This is a genomic window from Pseudomonas sp. SG20052 (assembly GCF_031766055.1).
GTDB lineage: Bacteria > Pseudomonadota > Gammaproteobacteria > Pseudomonadales > Pseudomonadaceae > Aquipseudomonas > Aquipseudomonas mandelii.
In genome coordinates this window covers 6,598,708-6,621,696 of the sequence record NZ_CP134498.1, presented here as the reverse complement: position 1 = coordinate 6,621,696, position 22,989 = coordinate 6,598,708, and the positions used below count along the sequence as shown (strand labels likewise).

Sequence of the window (22,989 nt, the reverse complement as noted above, 5' to 3'; positions counted from 1 at the left end):
TGTTTTTGCTCTTGAAAAATCATGCTGCTTTGACCAGTTGCATGCCTAGCTTGCGCGCTTTTCGCTCCAGAGCGCGCAGCTGTCGGCTGCGGCTTTTTTCTTCAAACTCTTCAATTCCCTTCTCAACATAGGGCTGCCCCTTGGTCAGCATGGCGTAAATCAGCCGCGCCAATTGGTGTGCGGTGGCTTTGATCGCGCAACGGGTGTCCATCCGCGTCAGGCGGGCGCGGTGGCTGGCGCCGATGAAACTCTTGTCCTGTCGCCCATTGGAAGCCGCTTGCTTAAGCGCTTGAGCTGCTCGATTAATGATTTTCGGTGCTTTCCCTGGAAGCGGTTTACCTCCTGATATCCGCGTAGGCGGTGCCACGCCCAGCCAGGAACAAAAGTGCTGAGAGGTGGGAAAACGTGACAAATCCGGCCCCAATTCACTGGCTAATACCAGCGCCGTATCAATCCCGATGGTGGGAATAGCCGTCAGGTCCACACCCATTACCTTGTTCAATGCCCGGTGCAACGCTTGCTGTTGGTCGGTCGAGCGGTGCGGGCTGCGCAGCGGCTTGCCGGGTGCCACTGGTTCATGCTCAAGAACAGGTAGTCGCTCAAGTGCCTGGGCGATGGCCCGGTCACACTCGGCGATCTGGGTTTCCAGAAAGTCATGGCAGGCCAATTCCTGACTCAGAGCATGCAAGTGCTCGGCTCGCCAGTTGCCATGCAAACTGCGGGCAATGGTCGCCTGATCTGCCTTGATGCGCCCGTCTTTCATCGTTGCGAGTTGTTCAGGGTTACGCTCGCCGCCGACAATAGCCCGCAAAATCTTCAGGCCCGTCACCCCGGTGATATCGCTGATGACTTGGGCCAGCTGGATGTTCATCTGGCTCAAGGCTTTTTGCATGCGATTGATGGACTTGGCTTGATCGCAGACTTTATTGGCTCGCTGACGGACCAGAGAGCGCATTGAGCAGATTTCATCCGAAGGGCGAAACGCACCGCTGAGCAGACCATGGGTCATGAGCTGCCAAATCCACTGGCAGTCGAGCACATCGGACTTGCGACCTGAGGTCTGCCGGGTGGCGCGCGAGTTGACGAGGTAAACCTCGAATCCGCGTGCATCCAGCACTTCGAAAAGGGGGATCCAGTAGACCCCCGTCGCCTCCATGGCCACCACGTTGATGTTCAGTGACTGGAGCCAGTCGGCCAAAGCAATCAAGTCGTCGGTGAAGGTGGAGAATTGACGAACAGGTGAATCACATCGCCCTGAATCCACGGCGACCCAGTGTTCGCGAAGGCCGACATCAATGCCGGCACAGTGATGATGGATAATCTCAAAACGCTTTTGGTTCTTGCGCGCCATGACAATTCCTCGCAGGATTGAACAACGCGCGCGGGGTACACGGTGGCGAACGGATTCACTCTCTTATACGAGGTCATGGCTTACGCCATGCCGTCAGCGACTCCACGCCGATACCGTGCAGGCCACTCTCCCTCTCGGGTGCTGTCACACCAGTGCTGGTTACGGCCTTTGCCCCGCGCGCGTTCTTCAAACTTTACGATGAACCTGTTTGCTGCGCGACAGCGCGGCGTCGAAGACGGCGCGGGGCCTCCCTCGCCACAGAGAAGCATTCGCGCAGCGTTTCCGAGCGTTACTTGAGGTTGACCTTGGAGTAATCCTGGCGACCAAACGGGCTGACCGAGTAACCCTCGACGTTCTTGCGCGTCAACGCGAATGCCGTCGGGTGGGCCAACGGCAGCCAAAGCGCCTGCTGCTGGATCTGCGCCTGGGCCTGTTCGTAAAGCTTGGTACGCACACCTTGCTCGCCGGTGGTCTTGCCGGCGCTGATCAGCTTGTCCAGGTCCTGGTTGCAGTAGCGGGCGAAGTTAGTGCCGGATTTGACCGCGGCGCAGGAAAACTGCGGCGTGAGGAAGTTGTCCGGGTCACCGTTGTCGCCAGCCCAACCCATGAACAGCAGGTCGTGCTCGCCGGCTTTGGCGCGGCGAATCAGCTCGCCCCATTCGATCACCCGTATTTCGGCCTGGATGCCGATTTCCGCGAGGTCCGATTGCAGCATTTGAGCGCTCAGGCTCGGGTTCGGGTTCAGCAGACTGCCGGAAGGTCGGGTCCAGATGGTGGTCTGGAAGCCGTCCTTGAGTCCGGCCTTGGCCATCAATGTCTTGGCCTTCTCGACGTCATGCGGATAACCGGGCAGGCCTTTGGCGTAGCTCCAGGTGTTCGGCGGGTACGGGCCGTTGGCAGGCTCGGCAGTGTCTTCGAACACGGCTTTGACGTAGTTGGCCTTGTCGAAGGCGAGGTTGATCGCCTGGCGCACTTCAGGTTTGTCCAGCGGCGGATGCTGGCTGTTGATGCCGACGAACGCAGTCATGAAGGCGTCAGTCTTTTCCACTTTCAGTGTCGGTTCTTTCAGCGCGGCCTGTACGTCCAGAGGCTTGGGCGACAGGGCGATCTGGCACTCGTTGCGACGCAATTTCTGCAAGCGCACATTGGCGTCCGGGGTGATGGCGAAGATCAGCGGGTCCACCGAAGGCTTGCCACGAAAGTAATCCGGGTTGGCCTTGTAGCGAATCGAGGCATCTTTTTGGAAGCGGGTGAACACGAATGGGCCGCTGCCGATCGGCTGGCTGTTGAGCTTCTCGGGCGTGCCGGCCTTCAGCAGTTTGTCGGCGTATTCCGCGGAATAGATCGAGGCGAAGCCCATACTCAGGGTCGCGAGGAAGGTTGAGTCCGGGTGATCAAGGGTGAAGCGCACAGTCAGCGGGTCGAGCGCGTCGATCTTCTTGATCAGCGCCGGTAGCTGCATCGATTGCGCGTGCGGGAAGCCGCTCTGTGCCACTTTGTGCCAAGGGTTGGCCGGGTCGAGCATGCGGTCGAAGCTGAATTTCACGTCTTCGGCGGTCAGGTCGCGCGTCGGGCTGAAGTATTCGGTGCGGTGGAATTTCACCTGCGGATGCAGCTTGAACACGTAGGTCAGGCCGTCGGGGGTGACTTCCCAGCTGTCCGCGAGGCCGGCGACCACTTTGCCACTGGCCGTGTCGAAGTCCACCAGACGGTTCATCAACACGTCGGCCGAAGCGTTGGTGGTGGTCAGCGAGTTGTATTGCACCACGTCGAACCCTTCCGGACTCGCCTCGGTGCAGACGCTCAGGGCGGCGGCATGGGCCAGCGGGCTCAGCAGGAGCGGGGCGAACAACAGCGGTAGGGCAGCGAGGCGCATGGTCGGATTCCTTTACAGATCGAAGGCCCATCTGCAAGTGCAGTCTGGAAACGTCTTACCCTAGTGGGCTCTTTTGCAAATGACTATCCCCTTTTTCATTTTAAGAGGACTATATGCGATCGTTTTCGGTGAATGCCGGCCGAGGAAAACCCTGAACAGGCCGGTTGGCCGATTTTCTGCGACGAGCGGTCTTTATCGACGATAGCCTTTATCCAAGGCGCTCGGAGCCAGAAAAACGGGGTTTTTATCATGTCCGTGCACACGGAATGTTGTTGCACCCCAGTCTTTCTGGTATAAAGCAGCGCTCTTTTCTAGGGGCCCGGTTCCTTCACTGTAGGTGTAGCCGGTAAGACCTCTAAAGAAACGCGGCGCCTGGCGCCAAATGACTGAGAGATTAAGCGGCCAACCCATGCCGGGTTGGGCATGTGGTTTTAGAGGGCTGAGGCATGTCGAGAGTATGTCAAGTTACCGGTAAGGGTCCGGTGACTGGGAATAACATTTCCCACGCAAACAACAAAACCCGTCGTCGTTTCCTGCCGAACCTGCAGCATCACCGCTTCTGGGTTGAAGAAGAGAAACGTTTCGTGCGTCTGCGCGTATCTGCCAAAGGCATGCGTATTATCGACAAGCGTGGCATCACTGTCGTGCTGGCCGAAATCCGCAAAGCTGGCAAGATCTAAGGGAGCTAATCATGCGTGAATTGATTCGAATGATTTCTAGCGCCGGTACTGGTCACTTCTACACTACCGACAAGAACAAGCGTACTACTCCGGACAAGCTCGAAAAGCGCATGTTCGATCCGCGCGTTCGCAAGCACGTGATGTACAAAGAAGGCAAAATCAAGTAATTGATTTTTCCCTCTTACAAAAAAGGCCCGTATCGCGAGATACGGGCCTTTTTTGTTGCCTGCAGGTTACGGGTTGCCTGCGAAGAGGCCGGCCCGGCTAATACAAATCCTCAGGCCTTCTGTTCAAACGCCACATAAATCTTGCGGCACGGCTCCAGCACTTCCCAGGTGCCCCTGAACCCGGCCGGGATCACGAAGCGATCACCCGCACGCACGGTCTTGCTGTTGCCGTCGTTGTCGCGCAGCACTGAAACGCCCTGAATGATTTCGCAGTACTCATGCTCGGTGAAGTTCACATGCCACTGGCCAACAGCGCCTTCCCACACGCCCGCATTCAACTGGCCGCAAGGGCTGTTGTAGTGGTTGTAGACCGCTTGCTCGGGGTCGCCCTTGAGGACTTTTGCCGGGTCCGGCCGATAGCGATCGGGTTGGGTGGTGGCCTGGCTGAAGTCGACGATGTCCTGGATGCTCATTGTTGTTATCCCCCGTGATTGCGGCGCGGTTGGTTGGAAAGCCCAAAGTCTATGTTTATTAAAATGAACATCGCAAGGCCGTTTGCCGGCCTTATGTCAAATATATTGAAACTTCACCTGTCGCTGGTTTAGGGTGGCGGTTGCCTTGGGCCGAAAAATCAGGCTGGCTGGGCAGAATTCCTGACAGCGTCCGCGACGATCGTTGGGCGCTCGTATTCAACAAGAGGAGGACACTCGTATGACCACCCTGACTCGTGCCGATTGGGAACAACGGGCTCGCGATCTGAAGATCGAAGGCCGTGCCTACATCAATGGCGAATACACCGATGCCGTCTCCAGCGAGACCTTCGAGTGCATCAGCCCGGTCGATGGCCGTCTGCTGGGCAAGATTGCCAGCTGTGACGCCGCCGACGCCCAGCGCGCCGTTGAAAATGCCCGCGCCACCTTCAATTCCGGCGTCTGGTCGCGCCTGGCACCGACCAAGCGCAAAGCCACCATGATCCGTTTCGCCGGCCTGCTCAAACAGCACGCCGAAGAGCTGGCGCTGCTTGAAACCCTGGACATGGGCAAGCCGATCAGCGATTCCCTGTACATCGACGTTCCCGGCGCGGCGCAAGCCCTGAGCTGGAGCGGTGAAGCCATCGACAAGATCTACGACGAAGTCGCCGCCACCCCGCACGATCAGCTGGGTCTGGTGACTCGCGAACCGGTCGGCGTGGTTGGCGCCATCGTGCCGTGGAACTTCCCGTTGATGATGGCCTGCTGGAAACTCGGGCCGGCGCTGTCCACCGGTAACTCGGTGATCCTCAAGCCATCGGAAAAATCCCCGCTGACCGCCATTCGCATTGCTGCGCTGGCCGTCGAAGCCGGTATTCCGAAAGGCGTGCTTAACGTTTTGCCAGGTTACGGTCACACAGTCGGCAAGGCCTTGGCCCTGCACAACGACGTCGATACGCTGGTGTTCACCGGTTCGACCAAGATCGCCAAGCAATTGCTGATCTACTCCGGCGAATCGAACATGAAGCGCGTCTGGCTCGAAGCGGGCGGCAAGAGCCCGAACATCGTGTTTGCCGATGCCCCGGACCTGCAAGCCGCAGCTGAAGCGGCGGCCGGTGCCATTGCCTTCAACCAGGGCGAAGTCTGCACTGCTGGTTCGCGTCTGCTGGTCGAACGCTCGATCAAGGACACCTTCCTGCCGCTGGTGATCGAAGCACTGAAAACCTGGAAGCCGGGCAACCCACTGGACCCGGCGACCAACGTCGGCGCGCTGGTGGACACCCAGCAGATGAATACCGTGCTGTCCTACATCGAATCCGGCCACGCCGACGGCGCCAAACTGGTGGCTGGCGGCAAGCGCACGCTTCAGGAAAGCGGTGGCACTTACGTTGAACCGACGATTTTCGACGGCGTAAACAATGCGATGAAAATCGCTCAGGAAGAAATCTTTGGCCCGGTGTTGTCGGTGATCGCGTTCGACACCGCCGAGGAAGCCATCGCGATTGCCAACGACACGCCTTACGGCCTGGCTGCTGCGGTGTGGACCAAGGACATTTCCAAGGCGCACCTGACCGCTCGTGCGCTGCGTGCCGGTAGCGTGTGGGTCAACCAATACGACGGCGGCGACATGACCGCACCGTTTGGCGGCTTCAAGCAATCGGGCAATGGCCGCGACAAGTCGCTGCACGCGTTCGACAAATACACCGAGCTGAAGGCGACCTGGATCAAGTTGTAAGCACCACGCAACGAAGATCCCCTGTGGGGGCGAGCCTGCTCGCGATGGCGGTGTGACAGTCAACATCCAGTGTTGAATGTTGTTCCGTTATCGCGAGCATGCTCGCTCCCACATTGTTTTGTGCGGTGCCAAAAATATCCACAGGAGCGTGGAACATGCGTTGGGCGACTTATTTCGCCGTGTTGGCGTCTGTCTTGAGTGTTGGCCTGGCCCTGGGGGTCAGCATGCCGCTGGTGTCGTTTCGCCTGGAAAGCTGGGGCTACGGCTCGTTCGCCATTGGTGTGATGGCAGCAATGCCGGCCATTGGCGTGCTGCTGGGGGCGAAGATTTCCAGCCATCTGGCCTCGCGTCTGGGCACGGCCAACCTCATGCGTCTGTGCCTGTGGGCCGGGGCAGTGTCCATCGGCTTGCTGGCGCTGTTGCCGAGCTATCCGGTCTGGCTGGTGATGCGCCTGATGATCGGGGTGATCCTGACCCTGGTCTTCATCCTCGGCGAAAGCTGGATCAACCAACTGGTGATCGAACAATGGCGCGGACGATTGGTGGCGCTGTACGGCAGCAGCTACGCGCTGAGTCAGCTGGCCGGGCCGTTGCTGCTGGGCGTTCTGGGCACCGAACACGATTACGGCTTCTGGGTCGGCGTCGGCTTGCTCATAGCGGCGCCGCTCCTGTTGCTGGGCCGCAGCGGCGCACCGTCCAGTGAGGCTGCCAGCGTGACGTTTGGCGACTTGTGGGGCTTCTGCCGTGGCTTGCCGGCGATTGCCTGGGCGGTGTCGCTGTTCGCGGCGTTTGAAGCGATGATCCTGACCTTGTTGCCGGTGTATTGCCTGCGTCAGGGTTTCACCACGGAAATCGCCTTGGCGATGGTCAGCACCGTGGTGGTGGGTGATGCCCTGCTGCAATTGCCGATCGGCGCGCTGGCGGATCGCTTGTCACGCCGCACTTTGTTCACCGGTTGCGCGGTGGTGTTGCTACTTTCGAGTCTGGCGATCCCGTTGCTCATCGATACGTTGTTGATCTGGCCGTTGTGGGTGCTGTTTGGCGCCAGTGCCGGTGGATTGTTCACCTTGTCGCTGATCCTGATCGGCGAACGCTATCGCGACGATGCACTGGTGCGAGCCAACGCGCACATTGCGCAGCTGTGGGGCATCGGTTGCCTGATCGGGCCTTTGGCGGCCGGTGCCGGCAGCCAGTGGATCAGCGGGCATGCGTTGCCGCTGTTCATGGCCGCGGGGGCGTTCGGGTTGGTGATCTTACTGTCACGCCAAGGCGCGTTCGGTGGAGTTGCCGAACCGGCCTGAAACCCTGCACAAGCGTGTGGCGAGGGAGCTTGCTCCCGCTCGACTGCGCAGCAGTCGCCGATCGGAGCCCTCGTTCAGTCTGAATGAACGGGGGCTTCTGGTTTAGGGCCGCTTCGCGACCCAGCGGGAGCAAGCTCCCTCGCCACATTTGATTGATGGAAGCAACGCTACAACATCCGCTCAAGGCCGACCGCCGTGCTGAACCAGGAATTGAAGCGGCGCCATAGACTCCCTGGCTCCTTGGTCAGCGTGTGCATTTTGCCGTCATCCTCCGTCACCCAGACGATCCGGTCATTCTCCAGTTTCACCTGATAGCTCAAGGGCGGCGCCATACCCTCCATGGCCGCTCTACGCACATGCGCGGCGAGTTCGGGGCTGTCCACCAGCACGCCGACTTCGGTGTTCCACAGCACCGAGCGTGGATCGAAGTTGAATGAGCCGATGAAGGATTTCTGCTGGTCGAAGATCATCGCCTTGCTGTGCAGGCTGGAATCGGAACCCCGGAAGGACTTGCTGTAGAAAATATGCGGCCCGCTGCCGCCGCCTTCGCCGGGCTGGCGGCGCAGTTCGTACAGCTTCACGCCATGTTCCAGCAGCGCCCGGCGATAAGGCGCGTAACCGCCGTGCACGGCCGGCACGTCCGTGGCTTCAAGCGAGTTGGTCAACAAACTCACCGACACCCCGGCGTCGGCCCGGCCGGTGAGGTAGACCAACCCCGGCTGCCCCGGTACGAAGTAAGCCGAGATCATGATCAGTTCTTTGCTGACGCCCGTAAGCTCCGGCGCCAGTTGCGTGGTCAGCAACAAATGGGGGTCAGGCTCGCCGTCCGACAAGACCTTGCTCGGTGCATCCCACAGCGCTTGGTTCCAGGCCCAGATCAGCTCCCGGCGCCAGATGTCCATGCGTGGCTTTGTGGTGTAAGTCATCAACTGCTGATACAGCGCATGATTCTGCTTGCGGGTCTCTTCCAGGGATTCTTCCAGGCGCGTGCGGGTATTTTGCAGGTCCTTCTGCGTCGGTCTGCTCGACAGGAACTCGTCGATCGGTTTGCTCAGCGCGCTGTTCCAGTACTGGTCGAAGCTGTGGCCAAGCTGTTCCGCCACCGGTCCGACGCCGAGCATGTCGATGTCGGTGAAATTCAGGTTGGGCTCGGCATCGAAGTATTCGTCTCCCAGGTTACGGCCGCCGACGATGGCCGCACTGTTGTCCGCCAGCCACAACTTGTTGTGCATGCGCCGATGTTGCAGCGACAGGTTGAACAAGCGGCCCATGGTGCGCGTCACGCCCGTGGCGCGGCCCAGGTGCAGCGGGTTGAACAGGCGGATCTGGATCTGCGGGTGCGCAGCGAGGGTCGCGATGATCCAGTCCAGGCCGTCGCTGGTGGTGTCATCGAGCAGGATTCTCACCCGCACGCCGCGATCCGCAGCCTTGAGTAATTCGTCCGCCAGCATCCGCGTGCTGATGCCGTCATGCACGATGTAGTACTGCAAGTCGAGGCTGCTTTGGGCATTGCGGATCAGCTCGGCACGGGCCATGAAGGCTTCGCTGCTGTTGGACAGCAAGCGAAAGCCGGACCTGCCCTCGTGGGGCGCGGCCTGGGCCTGGATCGAGCGGCCGAACGCCGAATCGCTGGCGGGTAAAGCTTGGCTCGGTTCGCGTTGAACGTCGAAGCTGGCGCAACCGCCCAGAAACGAGGCGAGTAGCAGAAGAGCAAGTAGGGGCTGTCTGACTCTCACGTAGGAACGTTCCGATTGGCGGCAAAGGTCGGTATATGGACGCTGGATTCCTGAGAAAGGTCAGTCGGTGATGTGGTCCGTTTCTGCCAGCAGTTTGATCGCTGCGGCGCCGACCTTGCGCACGGCTTCTTCGATCAGCGGTGTTGGCTTGGCAGCGTAGTTCATCCGCAGGCAGTTGCGGTACTTGCCCGAGGCGGAAAAGATGCTGCCGACGGCAATCTGTACGCCTTGATCATGCAGGGCGCGATTCAGTTTCAGGGTGTCAAAGCCGTCCGGCAGTTCAACCCACAACATGAAGCTGCCTTGCGGGCGACTGGCGCGGGTGCCGGCGGGGAAATAGCGCGTGACCCAGTCGATCATCAGGTCGCGACTGCGTTGGTATTGCGTGCGCATCCGCCGCAAATGCGGTTCGAAATGCCCGGCCTTGAGAAATTCGGCAATCGCAATCTGCGGTTGCGGCGCGGTAGAGCCGGTGCTGATGTATTTCATGTGCAGCACCCGTTCCAGATAGCGTCCGGGCGCGACCCAGCCAATGCGCAGCCCGGGTGCCAGTGTTTTGGAAAAGGAACTGCACAGCAACACGCGGCCGTCTTCGTCGAAGGATTTGATCGTGCGTGGGCGCGGGTAGCTGTAGGAGAGTTCGCCATACACATCGTCTTCGATAATCGCTACGTCGAAGCGCTGTGCGAGCGTCAGCAAGGCGCGTTTGCGCGATTCCGGCATGATGTAGCCCAGCGGGTTGTTGCAGTTGGGCGTCAACTGTATGGCCTTGATCGGCCATTGCTCCAACGCCAGTTCGAGCGCATCGAGGCTGATCCCGGTGATCGGGTCGGTGGGGATTTCCAGGGCTTTCATGCCCAGGCCCTTGAGGGTCTGCATGGCGCCGTGAAAGCTGGGCGAGTCCACCGCCACAATGTCCCCCGGCTCGCAAATCGCACGAATGCTGGTGGACAGCGCTTCATGGCAGCCGGTGGTCACCACCAGGTCGTGGGCGGTCAATTGGCACCCGGAATCGAGCATCAGGCGTGCGATCTGCTCGCGCAGTTCGAGGGTGCCGTAGATGTTGTCGTAATACAGACCGGGCATGTCCTGGCGACGGCTGATGCGCGCCAGGTTGCGCAGCAACGGTTTCATGGTCGGCGTGGTGATGTCCGGCATGCCGCGGCCCAGTTGCACGACGTCCTTGCGCGGGACGGCGCGGATCAATTCCAGCACCTGATCCCACTGCGAAATATCCACCGGACGCTGGGCCGGACGGCCGATGGCCGGCAGCTCCGGCAATTCGCGGCCCACCGGTACGAAGTAGCCGGACTTGGGTTTGGGTGTCGCCAGCCCGCTGTCTTCCAGCACGCGATAGGCCTGCTGCACCGTGCTCAGGCTGACCCCGTGCTCGACACTCAACGCCCGCACCGACGGCAGCCGGTCACCGGGGCGATAGAAGCCCTGTTCGATACGGGTGCCGAGCAATTCGGCGAGGTTGACGTAAAGGGTCATGGCGCAGTCTCGATGCGGGTGATTCGGTTAACCAGTACAGATGGGGCTAAATTATCGGATTCAGACGCTGAATCGAAGAATCTGTATGGGGTTAATACAGTCTCGTTGAATCTGTAATGCTTTTTGCCGTCCGCGCATCATGAAAGCTCTGGCTACCCAAGTAAACAGGAGCAATCAAAATGAACGGCTTGAGCGATGTGCGGCTGACGTTACACAGTCAGGAACTGGCGGCAGGGCAGAAAAACGGTGCGCGCGAGGCAGTCATGCGCAATGCGCCGTCCGGCCTGAGTCGCTGGGGTCTGTTCTGGCATCGTCTGCACACGCGCAAGGCGTTGCTGACGCTCACGCCCGAGCAACTCAGGGATGTGGGGTTGAGTCGGGAGCAGGCGCGGGAGGAGGGGCTTAAGCCTTTCTGGCGGATCTGAGTTTTGCGGTGTTCTGGCGGGCCTCTTCGCGGGCAAGCCTCGCTCCTACAGGGTTAGTGTCGATCTTCCGACCGACGCATAACCTGTAGGAGCGAGGCTTGCCCGCGAAGGCGTCCGCAAGAGCGCTACAACTTCCTCAGACCAACTCTTTAAGCCGATGCCACAACATCCCCAGCGCCAACAGCGGCGAGCGTAAATGCTTCCCGCCGGGGAAGGTGATATGCGGGACGCGAGCGAACAGATCAAACCCGCCCCCTTGCTGCCCGCTGATCGCCTCGGCCAACAACTTGCCCGCCAGGTGCGTGGCATTCACCCCATGTCCGGAATACGCCTGGGCGTAATACACATTCGGCTGATCCTTGAGCTGGCCAATCTGCGGCAGTCGGTTGGCGCCGATGCCGATCATCCCGCCCCATTGATAGTCGATCTTCACCCCGCCCAGTTGCGGGAAGACTTCCAGCATCTTCGGCCGCATGTACGCGCCAATGTCCTTCGGGTCGCGGCCCGAATAATGGCAGGCACCGCCAAACAGCAGGCGTCGATCCGCCGAAAGCCGGTAGTAATCCAGCGCCACCCGTTGATCGCAGACCGCCATGTTCTGCGGCAGGAGCGAGTGCGCCAGCTCTTCACTCAACGGCTCGGTGGCAATGATGTAGCTGCCCGCGGGCAGCACCTTACCGCTGAGCTGCGGGTTGAGTTGGTTGAGGTAGGCGTTGCAGCCCAGCACCAGCGTCTTGGCGCGAACCGAGCCTTGGGCGGTATGGACCTTTACTTCGGGGCCGTAATCGATGCGGGTCACCGCCGAGTGTTCGAACAGCTTTGCGCCCAGCTGCTGCGCGGCGGCCGCTTCGCCCAGTGCCAGGTTAAGCGGGTGAAGATGGCCCGAACCCATGTCGATCAAGCCGCCGACGTAGCGGTCCGAACCCACCACCGAGTGCATTTCATTGGCTTGCAGCAGCCGGGTTTCATAGCGGTAGCCGAGGCTGCGCAGCTCTTCGGCATCTTCGGCGAAACCCTCGAGGTCGCGGGGTTTGTTTGCCAGGTCGCAGTAACCCCAGGTCAGGTCGCACGGAATCTGGAAACGCTCGACACGCTGGCGGACGATTTCCACCGCTTCCAGGCCCATGAGTTTCATCTGGCGCACGCCTTGCGCACCGATCACGTCGGTGAACTGATCGAGGCCATGACCGACGCCGCGAATCAATTGCCCGCCATTGCGTCCGCTGGCACCCCAGCCAATCTTGTGCGCTTCCAGCAAGATCACGCTGAGGCCGCGTTCGGCCAGCTCAAGCGCCGTGTTCAGCCCGGAAAACCCGCCGCCGACCACGCACACGTCCGCCACCAGATCGCCTTGCAGCACCGGATGATCGGGCTGCGGCAGGCTGCTGGCGGCGTAGTAAGAGGCAGTGTGCTGGGCACGGGCATTCATGTGAGCGTCCCTGATTCGTGTGTCTATAAAATTTGACGGAGCATAAGCCGGACGTTCCGGCGCGGGCAACATTGGTCGGTTCGTGCTGTCTGGATCGCGGCTTTTGCGTCAGAATCCCGGTCTATTCCGCTTTGGGTCACCGCTTCGATGAGCTGCAACAGCCAGAAAATCCGCACGCTTCGCCAGCAGATTCCCTCGTTCGAGTGTGTGCCCGGCTGCCATGACTGCTGTGGACCGGTGACCACCTCGCCGGAAGAAATGTCCCGCCTGCCGCGCAAGACCCGGGCCGAGCAGGATGCGGCGATGGATGAGCTCAACTGCGTGCACCTGGGCCCCAATGGCTGCACGGTGTATGACGAGCGGCCGCTGATCTGCCGATTGTTTGGGACCACCAAGACCTTGCCGTGCCCGAATGGGCGGGGGCCCGTGGAGCTGATTCATCCGCGGGTGGAGAAGCAGATTCATGAGTACATGGCGTCGACCCGGCAGGTCCTCGTCTGATCGTTCCCACGCTCCGCGTGGGAATGCCTCAACGGACGCTCCGCGTTCGGCTCTGGATGGACGCAGAGCGTCCCGGGCTGCATTCCCACGCAGAGCGTGGGAACGATCGGCAACAGACACCACAAAGTCTCAATCCGGAATCGGCAGGCACAAACTCTCTTTCACCTCTTCCATCACGATATAGCTCTTGGATTCGCGCACATGCGGCAGCTTGAGCAGGATGTCGCCCAGCAGCTTGCGGTAGGAAGCCATCTCGGAAATCCGCGCCTTCACCAGGTAGTCGAAATCCCCCGACACCAAATGGCACTCCAGCACATGGGGCAGTTTCAGCACCGCACGTCGGAACTCTTCGAAAGTGTCGCCGGATTTGTAGTCGAGGCTGATCTCGACGAACACCAGAAGACTACCCTTGAGGTGCTGCGGATTGAGCCGGGCGTTGTAGCCCATGATGATCCCTTCGCGCTCCAGGCGCCGGACCCGCTCGGTACACGGAGTGGTCGAGAGCCCGACCTTTTCCCCAAGCTCGGTGAAGGAGATGCGTCCGTCCGCTTGCAGGATCCGCAGGATGTTGCGGTCGATCTTGTCCAGCTCACGTTTGGTCTGAGTGTTGGTACGCATAGGGGATGCGCCTCCGTGAAAAGGGTTTTTGCCGAGAATTCTCGCCAAATATAGGCAGTTATATAGTGAAAAGCACTGCCTAATCTTTTTTACACTGCGCACATCAATGCTCTACAACTACGAACGTCAGCGGCAAGCCGCGATGAGGGATATGAAAATGCGCGTTATGGTCTTGGGTAGCGGCGTCATCGGTACCACCAGTGCTTATTATCTGGCGCGTGCCGGGTTCGAAGTGGTGGTGGTGGACCGTCAGCCGGCCGCTGCCATGGAGACCAGTTTCGCCAACGCCGGGCAGGTATCGCCGGGTTATGCCTCGCCGTGGGCCGCGCCGGGCGTGCCGCTCAAGGCCATCAAGTGGCTGTTGCAGCGCCACGCACCGCTGGCGATCAAGGCCACCGCCGACATCGACCAATACCTGTGGATGGCGCAGATGCTGCGCAACTGCACCGCCAGCCGTTATGCGGTGAACAAGGAACGCATGGTGCGTCTGTCCGAGTACAGCCGTGACTGCCTCGACGAACTGCGCGCTGAAACCGGCATAGCCTATGAAGGCCGCAGCCTCGGGACGACCCAACTGTTCCGCACCCAGGCTCAACTGGACGGCGCGGCGAAAGACATCGCTGTTCTGAAAGAGTCCGGCGTGCCGTTCGAACTGCTCGACCGCGCTGGCATTGCCCGCGTTGAGCCGGCCCTGGCCAGCGTCACTGATATCCTCGCCGGTGCCTTGCGCCTGCCGAACGACCAGACTGGCGACTGCCAGATGTTCACCACTCGCCTGGCCGAAATGGCCGTCAAATTGGGCGTGGAATTCCGTTTCGGCCAGGACATTCAGAAGCTCGACTTCGCCGGTGATCGCATCAACGGCGTATGGATCGACGGCAAGCTGGAAACCGCGGATCGCTACGTGCTGGCACTCGGCAGCTACTCGCCGCAACTGCTCAAGCCACTGGGCATCAAGGCCCCGGTGTATCCGCTCAAGGGTTACTCCCTGACCGTGCCGATCACCAACCCGGCGATGGCTCCGACCTCGACCATTCTCGACGAGACCTACAAGGTCGCGATCACCCGTTTCGACAACCGCATCCGCGTCGGCGGCATGGCTGAAATAGCCGGTTTTGACCTATCGCTGAACCCGCGTCGGCGCGAAACCCTGGAGATGATCGTCAACGACCTTTATCCTCAGGGCGGCGATCTGGCCCAGGCGAGTTTCTGGACCGGTCTGCGTCCGACCACTCCGGACGGCACGCCCATCGTTGGTGCCACCCCGTTCAGCAACCTGTTCCTGAACACCGGTCACGGCACGCTCGGCTGGACCATGGCGTGCGGCTCCGGCCGTTTGCTGGCTGACCTGATGGCGAAGAAAACGCCGCAGATCAGCGCCGAAGGCCTCGATATTTCCCGTTACGGCACAAAACTTCAGGAGTCCGCAAAACATGTCAATCCAGCGCCAGCTCACCAATGAGCGCATGAGCCAGATCGTTGTCCACAGCGGCACCGTCTATCTGGCAGGGCAGGTCGGCGACGACATGAATGCCGGGATTGAACAGCAGACCCGTGAAACCCTCGCCAATATCGAGCGTTTGCTCGATCTGGCAGGCACCGACAAGAGCCGTTTGCTCTCGGTCACGATTTACCTGAAAGATATCGACGCGCATTTCGAAGGCATGAACGCGGTGTGGGACAAGTGGCTGCCAAAAGGCGTCGCCCCGGCCCGTGCGACCGTTGAGTCGAAGCTGTGCGAACCGCAAATCCTGATCGAGCTGTCGGTCGTCGCCGCTCTGCCGTAAGCCTGTCAGGACGTTAGAAAGATCCCTCTTCCGGTGCTGTTGGCGGTTCACGCCGTCAGCCAGCGCCGGTTTTTATTCCCATGACCGCCTAGAAGTCTGCCGCCATGCGTCCAGCCCGTGCCCTGATCGACCTTCAAGCCCTGCGTTACAACTACCGGATCGCCCGTGAAACCACGGGGGCCAAGGCCCTCGCCGTGATCAAGGCGGATGCCTACGGCCATGGCGCGGTGCGTTGCGCCCAGGCGCTGGAAGCCGAGGCGGACGGATTTGCCGTGGCTTGTATCGAAGAAGCGTTGGAGCTGCGCGCGGCTGGCATTCGGGCGCCGGTGTTGTTGCTGGAAGGTTTTTTCGAAGCCGATGAGCTGTCGCTGATCGTCGAGCATGATTTCTGGTGCGTGGTGCATTCGTTGTGGCAGCTCGAAGCCATCGAGAACGCCGCGTTGAGCAAACCCATCACGGTCTGGCTCAAGCTCGATTCCGGTATGCACCGGGTTGGCTTGCATCCAAAGGATTATCACGCGGCGTATCAACGGCTGCTGGCCAGCGGCAAGGTGGCGAAGATTGTCTTGATGAGCCACTTCGCCCGCGCCGATGAGCTGCACGAGCAGGCCAGCGCCGAGCAGGTCGCTGTGTTTGAAGCGGCACGTAAAGGTTTGTCGGCCGAGATCAGCTTGCGCAACTCGCCGGCGGTACTCGGTTGGCCGCAGATTCCGAGCGATTGGGTTCGCCCGGGGATCATGCTCTACGGCGCCACGCCGTTTGAAGAAGCCAATGCCGTGGCCTCCCGTTTGCAGCCGGTGATGACCCTGGAATCGAAAGTGATCTGCGTGCGTGAACTGCCGGCCGGCGAGCCGATCGGTTATGGCGCCAAATTCATCACCCCCAAGCCCATGCGCGTCGGGGTGGTGGCCATGGGTTATGCCGATGGTTACCCGCGTCAGGCACCGACCGGCACGCCAGTGTTGGTCGCCGGGCAGCGCAGCCAGTTGATTGGCCGGGTGTCGATGGACATGCTCTGCATCGATCTGACCGATGTGCCGCAGGCCGGCCTGGGTTCGACCGTTGAGTTGTGGGGTAAAAACATCCTCGCCAGCGACGTGGCCGCCGCCGCTGACACGATTCCCTATCAGATCTTCTGCAACCTGCGCCGGGTGCCAAAGCTCTATTCCGAGGGTTAGCGGTCAGCAGTCCGTACCGGAAGTCGCTTCGCTGAACAGGATTCAGGCCAAAGTGTTGTAAATACTGAACGCTGTCGCCATGATAACGCTCAATACTTCTACAACCTGAATCTTGGAGGCGCAAGCTTGGACGTCGGTGAACGACTGCAATCCATCCGTAAGCTCAAAGGTCTTTCCCAGCGTGAGCTCGCCAAGCGCGCGGGCGTCACCAACAGCACGATTTCCATGATCGAGAAGAACAGCGTCAGCCCCTCGATCAGTTCGCTGAGGAAGGTACTGGGCGGGATTCCCATGTCCATGGTCGAGTTCTTTTCCGAAGAAATCCTGCAGGAAAAACCGACGCAGATCGTCTACAAGGCCAACGAGCTGATCGATATTTCCGATGGTGCAGTGACCATGAAACTGGTCGGTCGGGCGCATCCGAGCCGGGCTATCGCCTTCCTCAATGAAATCTACCCGCCTGGCGCCGACACCGGTGACGAGATGCTCACCCATGAGGGCGAGGAAACCGGCATTTTGGTGGAAGGCCGACTGGAACTGGTGGTAGGGCTCGAAACTTTTGTGCTCGAAGCGGGGGATAGCTACTACTTTGAAAGTACCAAGCCACACCGTTTCCGTAATCCGTTCGATGCGCCGGCGCGACTAATCAGCGCAGCCACGCCCGCGAATTTCTAAGAGAAGAGGCGTCCTGCCAGCATGGCGGAGGCACCCGAACCGTTTTTCCATTGCGCAACAAGACCCCTTCGACTTTGGGGTTGTTTCAGTGTGACGGGGTTACCGTTATACTTGCGCCCGCCTGCGAACCGTGGCCGTAGGCGTGACTAGCCACCATTGAGGGTGAACGCGTGAATCTAATTATGAAAATGCTGGCCGTACCAGCAACCGTATTGGCCCTATGGGCAGTCAGCGTACAAGCAGCGACCAACGACGATATTGCTAAACGCCTTGAGCCAGTCGGCCAGGTTTGCGTCCAGGGTCAAGAGTGCAAGGGGATGGAAGTTGCTGCTGCTACTGGCGGTGGCGGTGCCAAGACGCCTAAAGAAGTGATTGCAAAACATTGCAATGCTTGCCACGGAACCGGCCTGCTGGGTGCGCCGAAAATCGGCGACAAGGCTGCCTGGAAAGAGCGCGCCGATCACCAGGGCGGCCTAGACGGCATCCTGGCCAAAGCCATTACCGGTATCAATGCGATGCCGCCTAAAGGCACCTGCGCCGACTGCTCCGACGACGAGCTGAAGGGCGCCATCAAAGAAATGTCCGGCCTGTAACACGCCAGCATCTTCAGCGAAAAAGCCGCTTACGAGCGGCTTTTTTGTGCCTGCGATTTTCCTTGGGGACTATTCTTTGCAGTAAAGGCCCGGCAAGCTCGGTCCAACCCCAATTCACGGAATGTAAGGGAGGATCAGATGGTGCAGCTGTGTTCTATCGAGCAGGCGGTCGATGACGTATTGGCGCGGTTGCCAGCGCATATCCACATGGGCCTGCCTCTGGGCCTGGGCAAACCCAACCACTTCGTCAACGCGTTGTTCCAGCGCGTCGCGCAACTGCCCGACCGGCAGCTGACGATCTACACTGCCCTGTGCCTGGGCCGCCCGGCCTTGGGCGACGGTTTGCAAAAGCGCTTTCTCGAACCCTTCATCGAGCGGGTGTTTGGCGATTATCCGGAGCTGGATTTTCTCGCCGGACTGCACAAGGACAGCCTGCCGGCCAACATTCACGTCCATCAATTCTTTATGCAGCCCGGCAGCCTGCTGCATAGCGAATCGGCCCAGCAGGATTACGTCAGCAGCAACTACAGCCACGCCGCGCGGGACATCAACGCCGCCGGTTTGAACCTCGTGGCGCAACTGGTGGCCAGCCACGCCGAACACCCGGATCGTCTGAGCCTGAGCTGCAACCCTGACATCACCCTCGACCTGTTTCCGATGATCGCCAAACGCCGGGCGGCGGGAGAGACGATCCTGCTGGTGGGCCAGGTGCACAACGATTTGCCCTACATGCCCGGTGACGCCGAAATAGGTATCGACACCTTCGACCTGCTGATCGACGAGAAGGACAACACCACACTGTTCTCCACGCCGAACATGCCCGTGGGTTTCCAGGATCACTTCATCGGCTTGCACGCCAGTACGCTGGTGCGCGATGGCGGCACCTTGCAGATCGGCATCGGTGCCATGGGCGATGCCCTGACCGCAGCGTTGCTGGCGCGTCAGGCCGACAATGCCGGTTACAAGGCGTTGCTGGCGGATATCAATCTCAGCCAGTGGGCGCAGTTGATCGACCGCGAAGGCGGCATCGATCCGTTCGTGAAGGGCCTTTACGGTTGCAGCGAAATGTTCGTGAACGGCTTGCTGGTACTGGCCGATGCCGGAATCGTACGGCGCAAGGTCTACCCGGACGTGCCGACCCAGCAACAAGCCAATGCCGGCACTCTCGACGAAGCCGCGCAAACCGATGGCATCTCGGTGCATGGCGGGTTCTTCCTCGGGCCGCGCAGTTTCTACGAGCGCCTGCGCGAGCTTCCGCAAAGCAAGCGACTCGAATTCAACATGACCCGCATCAGCTACATCAACGAGCTCTACGGTCAGGAAGAACTCAAACGCTTGCAGCGCCTGGACGCGCGCTTCATCAACACCGTGTTCACCATGACCCTGCTCGGCGCGGGCGTGGCCGATCAGCTCGAAAGCGGGCGAGTGCTGAGCGGCGTTGGCGGGCAATACAACTTTGTTGCTCAGGGCCATGCGCTGGAGGGCGCGCGGTCCGTGCTGCTGTTGCGCAGCTGGCGCGAGGCGGGCGGTGAGGTCAGTTCGAACATCGTCTGGGAATACGGCCACTGCACGATCCCACGGCATCTGCGGGACATCGTGGTCACCGAGTACGGCATCGCCGATCTGCGCGGCAAGACCGATGCGGCGGTGATCGAGGCATTGCTGAATATCAGCGACTCTCGCTTCCAGCCGGGGTTGATCGAGCAGGCGCAGAACGTTGGCAAATTGCCGAAGAATTTCCGCATCGATCCGCGTTTTGCCGACAACAGCCCGGAGCGTTTGCAGGCGATTCAGGCGTTGCATCCGAATTTGTTTCCGGAGTATCCGCTGGGGTGTGATTTCACTGCGGTGGAGAGGGATTTGTTGCGGTCGCTGAACTGGTTGAAGAGCAAGTTCAAGCTCTCGGAGATTCTGGAGTTGGGCAAGGCTGCGCTGGACGCGCCGGAGCCTGCGGCGTTTCCCGAGCATCTGGAGCGGATGCAGCTGACCAACCCGGAAGGGCTGAAAGAGGACCTGTTTCAGCGGCTGCTACTCGCCGGCCTCAAGGCCACCGCGCCATAACAGCCACTCCAAAACCACTGTGGGAGCGAGCCTGCTCGCGAATGCTGAGTATCAGTCGACATCATCGTTGACTGATCCAGCGCTTTCGCGAGCCGGCTCGCTCCCACAAGGGATATGCGGTGTGGCTTTATTCGATGAAGGTAACCACGCCATCTTTCAGCGACTGCACCCGAGCCAGCGACTCAACCCGATAACCTTGGGCATCCAGTTCCGCACGCCCACCCTGGAACGACTTCTCGATCACGATCCCCAAACCCGCCACGGTGGCGCCGGCCTGTTTGATGATCGAGATCAGCGCCTGGGACGCCTTGCCGTTGGCCAGGAAGTCATCGATGATCAGCACGCGGTCGCTGCTGGTCAGGTGGCGCGGGGAGATGGCCACGGTGCTTTCGGTCTGCTTGGTGAACGAGTAAACGGTCGCCGACAGAAGGTTTTCAGTCAGGGTCAGTGACTGATGCTTGCGGGCAAAAATCACCGGCACGCCGAGGTTCAGGCCGGTCATGATCGCCGGGGCGATGCCCGAAGCTTCGATCGTGACGATCTTGGTGATGCCCGAGTCCTTGAACAGCGCAGCGAATTCATCGCCGATCAGCTTCATCAGGGCCGGGTCGATCTGGTGGTTCAAAAAGGCATCGACCTTCAAGACCTGATCGGAAAGCACGATGCCTTGTTCGCGGATTTTCTGGTGCAGTGCTTCCATGAAGCGTTCCTCTACTGGCGCCATGTGCGCCTAGCTTGTCAAAAATGCCTGGTTAAAAAGTGTTCGGTTAAAAAGTGCTCAATTCTAGCGCTTTAACATCGCCCGTATATCCGCCAATGCGGTATTGCCGCGAACGGCTTTGACTTCAACAGGTGTGTCGTCGTTGCCTTCCCACGCCAGGTCGTCCGGCGGCAGCTCATCCAGGAAGCGGCTCGGCGCGCAGTCGATGATCTCGCCGTATTGCTTGCGCTTGGCGGCGAAAGTGAAGGCCAGGGTCTGACGCGCGCGAGTAATCCCAACGTAGGCCAGGCGGCGTTCTTCTTCGATGGTGTCGGCTTCGATGCTGGAGCGGTGCGGGAGGATTTCCTCTTCCATGCCCATGATGAACACGTAAGGGAATTCCAGGCCCTTGGAAGCGTGCAAGGTCATCATCTGCACACCTTCAGCGCCGTCTTCCTCTTCCTGCTGACGTTCCAGCATGTCGCGCAGGACGAGTTTGCCGATGGCGTCTTCGACGGTCATCTCGCCTTCTTCGTCTTTCTCCAAGGTGTTTTTCAACGCCTCGATCAGGAACCAGACGTTACCCATGCGGTAATCGGCGGCCTTGTCGCTGGAGCTGTTAGTGCGCAGCCAGTTCTCGTAGTCGATGTCCATGACCATGCTGCGCAGCGCCGAGATCGGGTCTTCGCCGGCGCATTGCTCGCGGACCTTGTCCATGAAGCGCTTAAAGCGTGACAGACGATCGGTGAAACGCGCATCCAGGTGCTCGCCCAGGCCGATTTCGTCGGTGGCGGCATACATCGAGATTTTGCGCTCGGTGGCGTAGTTGCCCAGCTTCTCCAGCGTGGTCGAACCGATCTCCCGGCGCGGGACGTTGATCACCCGCAGGAAGGCGTTGTCGTCGTCCGGGTTCACGATCAGGCGGAAGTAGGCCATCAGGTCTTTCACTTCCTGGCGACCGAAGAAGCTGTTGCCGCCGGACAAACGATACGGAATCTGGTGGTGCTGCAGCTTCAGTTCGATCAGCTTGGCCTGGTAGTTACCGCGATACAGGATCGCGAAATCGCTGTAAGGCCGGTCCGTGCGCAGGTGCAGGGTCAGCAGTTCCACGGCCACGCGCTCGGCTTCGGCGTCTTCGTTGCGGCAGCGGATCACGCGGATTTCGTCGCCGTGGCCCATCTCGCTCCACAGCTGCTTTTCGAATTCGTGCGGGTTGTTCGAGATCAGCACGTTGGCGCAGCGCAGGATGCGGCTGGTGGAGCGGTAGTTTTGCTCGAGCATGACGACTTTCAGGGACGGGTAATCGTCCTTGAGCAGCATCAGGTTTTCCGGACGGGCGCCGCGCCAGGCGTAGATCGACTGGTCATCGTCGCCGACCACGGTGAACTGGTTACGCGTACCGATCAGCAGTTTCACCAGCAAATACTGGCTGGCGTTGGTGTCCTGGTATTCGTCCACCAGCAGGTAGCGGACTTTGTTCTGCCATTTTTCGAGGATGTCGGCGTGTTCCTGGAACAGCTTCACCGGCAGCAGGATCAAGTCGTCGAAGTCCACCGCGTTGAACGCCTTGAGCGTACGCTGATAGTGGGTGTAGACGATGGCGGCGGTCTGTTCCTTGGGATTGCGCGCGTTTTCCAGGGCTTCGGGCGGCAGGATCAGGTCGTTTTTCCACGAGCCGATCATGTTCTTGATCTCGTCGACGCCGTCGTCGCCCGAGTATTCCTTCTGCATGATGTCGGTCATCAAGGCTTTGACGTCGGTTTCGTCAAAGATCGAGAAGCCCGGCTTGTAGCCCAGGCGAACATGTTCCTTGCGGATGATGTTCAAGCCCAGGTTGTGGAAGGTGCACACCGTCAGACCACGGCCTTCGCCGCCCTTGAGCAGGGTGCCGACCCGTTCCTTCATCTCGCGCGCGGCCTTGTTGGTGAAGGTCATGGCGACGATGTACTGGGCGCGGATGCCGCAGTTCTGGATCAGATGCGCAATTTTGCGGGTGATCACGCTGGTCTTGCCGGAGCCGGCGCCGGCGAGCACCAAAAGAGGGCCGCCGACGTAGCTCACGGCTTCTTGCTGCCGGGGATTGAGTCGGGACATACGAAATCAGGGAGTCGTTTGTGAAATGGGCCGGCATTTTAACAGGCTCAGCGAATTGTGCTGCTCTCTCCGACTTGTGACGCACCACGCTATCTCTATTTGCCGGTTTTGATACTTT

The 22,989-nt window shown here is 60.1% G+C and carries 21 protein-coding genes; 12 read left to right on the top strand and 9 right to left on the bottom strand.

Features of this window, described 5'->3' with window-relative positions; genetic code table 11:
• Window positions 1–19: 19 nt before the first annotated feature.
• Together RHP74_RS30465 and RHP74_RS30460 are read right to left on the bottom strand one after the other, a co-directional pair.
• Window positions 20–1,351, bottom strand: a complete 1,332-nt coding sequence (locus RHP74_RS30465; RefSeq protein ID WP_304875483.1) for an IS110 family transposase — start codon at window positions 1,349–1,351, stop codon at window positions 20–22.
• Window positions 1,352–1,640: 289 nt separating this feature from the next.
• The gene (locus RHP74_RS30460; RefSeq protein ID WP_311096882.1) at window positions 1,641–3,227 is read right to left on the bottom strand and encodes an ABC transporter substrate-binding protein; all 1,587 of its coding nucleotides are present in this window, start codon (window positions 3,225–3,227) and stop codon (window positions 1,641–1,643) included.
• A gap of 446 nt (window positions 3,228–3,673) precedes the next feature.
• Between RHP74_RS30460 and rpmB the strand changes: the two genes are divergently transcribed.
• Together rpmB and rpmG are read left to right on the top strand one after the other, a co-directional pair.
• The gene (gene rpmB / locus RHP74_RS30455; RefSeq protein ID WP_007894701.1) at window positions 3,674–3,907 is read left to right on the top strand and encodes a 50S ribosomal protein L28; all 234 of its coding nucleotides are present in this window, start codon (window positions 3,674–3,676) and stop codon (window positions 3,905–3,907) included.
• An 11-nt stretch (window positions 3,908–3,918) separates the two neighbouring features.
• The gene (gene rpmG / locus RHP74_RS30450) at window positions 3,919–4,074 is read left to right on the top strand and encodes a 50S ribosomal protein L33 (protein ID WP_008150173.1); all 156 of its coding nucleotides are present in this window, start codon (window positions 3,919–3,921) and stop codon (window positions 4,072–4,074) included.
• 110 nt (window positions 4,075–4,184) lie between these two features.
• Here the strand turns inward: rpmG and RHP74_RS30445 are convergent, their stop codons facing one another.
• Window positions 4,185–4,547: a cupin domain-containing protein gene (locus tag RHP74_RS30445; RefSeq protein ID WP_010465187.1), complete on the bottom strand. Its 363-nt coding sequence runs from the start codon at window positions 4,545–4,547 to the stop codon at window positions 4,185–4,187.
• 238 nt (window positions 4,548–4,785) lie between these two features.
• On the opposite strand from RHP74_RS30445, the gene RHP74_RS30440 reads away from it, so the two are divergent.
• Window positions 4,786–6,279, top strand: coding sequence for an aldehyde dehydrogenase (locus RHP74_RS30440; RefSeq protein ID WP_077748583.1), 1,494 nt, complete (start codon window positions 4,786–4,788; stop codon window positions 6,277–6,279).
• Window positions 6,280–6,434: 155 nt separating this feature from the next.
• Window positions 6,435–7,580 (top strand): MFS transporter, encoded by a 1,146-nt coding sequence (locus RHP74_RS30435; RefSeq protein ID WP_010465183.1) that lies wholly within the window; start codon window positions 6,435–6,437, stop codon window positions 7,578–7,580.
• Window positions 7,581–7,747: 167 nt separating this feature from the next.
• Here the strand turns inward: RHP74_RS30435 and RHP74_RS30430 are convergent, their stop codons facing one another.
• Together RHP74_RS30430 and RHP74_RS30425 are read right to left on the bottom strand one after the other, a co-directional pair.
• Window positions 7,748–9,316, bottom strand: coding sequence for a phospholipase D family protein (locus RHP74_RS30430; protein ID WP_042932478.1), 1,569 nt, complete (start codon window positions 9,314–9,316; stop codon window positions 7,748–7,750).
• Between the two features lie 60 nt (window positions 9,317–9,376).
• Complete coding sequence (locus RHP74_RS30425; RefSeq protein WP_010465180.1) at window positions 9,377–10,810, bottom strand: PLP-dependent aminotransferase family protein; 1,434 nt, start codon at window positions 10,808–10,810, stop codon at window positions 9,377–9,379.
• A 179-nt stretch (window positions 10,811–10,989) separates the two neighbouring features.
• On the opposite strand from RHP74_RS30425, the gene RHP74_RS30420 reads away from it, so the two are divergent.
• Window positions 10,990–11,235, top strand: a complete 246-nt coding sequence (locus RHP74_RS30420; protein ID WP_010465178.1) for a DUF1127 domain-containing protein — start codon at window positions 10,990–10,992, stop codon at window positions 11,233–11,235.
• Between the two features lie 136 nt (window positions 11,236–11,371).
• Here RHP74_RS30420 and RHP74_RS30415 read toward each other — a convergent pair whose 3' ends face one another.
• Entirely contained in the window at window positions 11,372–12,664 is a 1,293-nt protein-coding gene (locus RHP74_RS30415; protein WP_311096881.1) for an FAD-binding oxidoreductase, read from the bottom strand.
• Window positions 12,665–12,811: 147 nt separating this feature from the next.
• On the opposite strand from RHP74_RS30415, the gene RHP74_RS30410 reads away from it, so the two are divergent.
• On the top strand, window positions 12,812–13,165 hold the full coding sequence (locus RHP74_RS30410; RefSeq protein WP_007947437.1) for a YkgJ family cysteine cluster protein: 354 nt from the start codon (window positions 12,812–12,814) through the stop codon (window positions 13,163–13,165).
• A gap of 129 nt (window positions 13,166–13,294) precedes the next feature.
• Here RHP74_RS30410 and RHP74_RS30405 read toward each other — a convergent pair whose 3' ends face one another.
• Entirely contained in the window at window positions 13,295–13,783 is a 489-nt protein-coding gene (locus RHP74_RS30405; protein ID WP_010465173.1) for an Lrp/AsnC ligand binding domain-containing protein, read from the bottom strand.
• 157 nt (window positions 13,784–13,940) lie between these two features.
• Here RHP74_RS30405 and dadA point away from each other — a divergent pair, with 157 nt between their 5' ends.
• The 6 genes from dadA to RHP74_RS30375 all read left to right on the top strand — a co-directional run bounded on the left by dadA (window position 13,941) and on the right by RHP74_RS30375 (window position 20,077).
• Window positions 13,941–15,245, top strand: coding sequence for a D-amino acid dehydrogenase (dadA, locus tag RHP74_RS30400; protein ID WP_010465171.1), 1,305 nt, complete (start codon window positions 13,941–13,943; stop codon window positions 15,243–15,245).
• On the top strand, window positions 15,217–15,570 hold the full coding sequence (locus tag RHP74_RS30395) for a RidA family protein (protein WP_010465169.1): 354 nt from the start codon (window positions 15,217–15,219) through the stop codon (window positions 15,568–15,570). The genes dadA and RHP74_RS30395 overlap by 29 nt, the downstream gene beginning before the upstream one ends.
• Window positions 15,571–15,674: 104 nt before the next feature.
• Window positions 15,675–16,748 (top strand): alanine racemase, encoded by a 1,074-nt coding sequence (gene alr, locus RHP74_RS30390; RefSeq protein WP_311096880.1) that lies wholly within the window; start codon window positions 15,675–15,677, stop codon window positions 16,746–16,748.
• A 126-nt stretch (window positions 16,749–16,874) separates the two neighbouring features.
• Window positions 16,875–17,423 (top strand): cupin domain-containing protein, encoded by a 549-nt coding sequence (locus RHP74_RS30385; protein ID WP_007947433.1) that lies wholly within the window; start codon window positions 16,875–16,877, stop codon window positions 17,421–17,423.
• 182 nt (window positions 17,424–17,605) lie between these two features.
• Window positions 17,606–18,016 carry a c-type cytochrome gene (locus RHP74_RS30380; protein ID WP_311096879.1) on the top strand — a complete coding sequence of 137 codons (411 nt, stop codon included), beginning with the start codon at window positions 17,606–17,608 and terminating at the stop codon, window positions 18,014–18,016.
• A gap of 138 nt (window positions 18,017–18,154) precedes the next feature.
• Window positions 18,155–20,077, top strand: a complete 1,923-nt coding sequence (locus RHP74_RS30375; RefSeq protein ID WP_311096878.1) for an acetyl-CoA hydrolase/transferase C-terminal domain-containing protein — start codon at window positions 18,155–18,157, stop codon at window positions 20,075–20,077.
• Window positions 20,078–20,204: 127 nt separating this feature from the next.
• Here RHP74_RS30375 and RHP74_RS30370 read toward each other — a convergent pair whose 3' ends face one another.
• Complete coding sequence (locus RHP74_RS30370) at window positions 20,205–20,777, bottom strand: xanthine phosphoribosyltransferase (RefSeq protein ID WP_109626693.1); 573 nt, start codon at window positions 20,775–20,777, stop codon at window positions 20,205–20,207.
• Window positions 20,778–20,861: 84 nt separating this feature from the next.
• On the bottom strand, window positions 20,862–22,871 hold the full coding sequence (rep, locus tag RHP74_RS30365) for a DNA helicase Rep (RefSeq protein WP_010465157.1): 2,010 nt from the start codon (window positions 22,869–22,871) through the stop codon (window positions 20,862–20,864).
• Window positions 22,872–22,989 lie beyond the last annotated feature (118 nt).

Bases quoted from the DNA above. Each gene is read 5' to 3' on its own strand.
- RHP74_RS30465 (WP_304875483.1), bottom strand. From the start codon at position 1,351: ATGGCGCGCAAGAACCAAAAGCGTTTTGAGATTATCCATCATCACTGT.
- RHP74_RS30460 (WP_311096882.1), bottom strand. From the start codon at position 3,227: ATGCGCCTCGCTGCCCTACCGCTGTTGTTCGCCCCGCTCCTGCTGAGC.
- rpmB (WP_007894701.1), top strand. From the start codon at position 3,674: ATGTCGAGAGTATGTCAAGTTACCGGTAAGGGTCCGGTGACTGGGAAT.
- rpmG (WP_008150173.1), top strand. From the start codon at position 3,919: ATGCGTGAATTGATTCGAATGATTTCTAGCGCCGGTACTGGTCACTTC.
- RHP74_RS30445 (WP_010465187.1), bottom strand. From the start codon at position 4,547: ATGAGCATCCAGGACATCGTCGACTTCAGCCAGGCCACCACCCAACCC.
- RHP74_RS30440 (WP_077748583.1), top strand. From the start codon at position 4,786: ATGACCACCCTGACTCGTGCCGATTGGGAACAACGGGCTCGCGATCTG.
- RHP74_RS30435 (WP_010465183.1), top strand. From the start codon at position 6,435: ATGCGTTGGGCGACTTATTTCGCCGTGTTGGCGTCTGTCTTGAGTGTT.
- RHP74_RS30425 (WP_010465180.1), bottom strand. From the start codon at position 10,810: ATGACCCTTTACGTCAACCTCGCCGAATTGCTCGGCACCCGTATCGAA.
- RHP74_RS30420 (WP_010465178.1), top strand. From the start codon at position 10,990: ATGAACGGCTTGAGCGATGTGCGGCTGACGTTACACAGTCAGGAACTG.
- RHP74_RS30415 (WP_311096881.1), bottom strand. From the start codon at position 12,664: ATGAATGCCCGTGCCCAGCACACTGCCTCTTACTACGCCGCCAGCAGC.
- RHP74_RS30410 (WP_007947437.1), top strand. From the start codon at position 12,812: ATGAGCTGCAACAGCCAGAAAATCCGCACGCTTCGCCAGCAGATTCCC.
- RHP74_RS30405 (WP_010465173.1), bottom strand. From the start codon at position 13,783: ATGCGTACCAACACTCAGACCAAACGTGAGCTGGACAAGATCGACCGC.
- dadA (WP_010465171.1), top strand. From the start codon at position 13,941: ATGCGCGTTATGGTCTTGGGTAGCGGCGTCATCGGTACCACCAGTGCT.
- RHP74_RS30395 (WP_010465169.1), top strand. From the start codon at position 15,217: ATGTCAATCCAGCGCCAGCTCACCAATGAGCGCATGAGCCAGATCGTT.
- alr (WP_311096880.1), top strand. From the start codon at position 15,675: ATGCGTCCAGCCCGTGCCCTGATCGACCTTCAAGCCCTGCGTTACAAC.
- RHP74_RS30380 (WP_311096879.1), top strand. From the start codon at position 17,606: ATGAAAATGCTGGCCGTACCAGCAACCGTATTGGCCCTATGGGCAGTC.
- RHP74_RS30375 (WP_311096878.1), top strand. From the start codon at position 18,155: ATGGTGCAGCTGTGTTCTATCGAGCAGGCGGTCGATGACGTATTGGCG.
- RHP74_RS30370 (WP_109626693.1), bottom strand. From the start codon at position 20,777: ATGGAAGCACTGCACCAGAAAATCCGCGAACAAGGCATCGTGCTTTCC.
- rep (WP_010465157.1), bottom strand. From the start codon at position 22,871: ATGTCCCGACTCAATCCCCGGCAGCAAGAAGCCGTGAGCTACGTCGGC.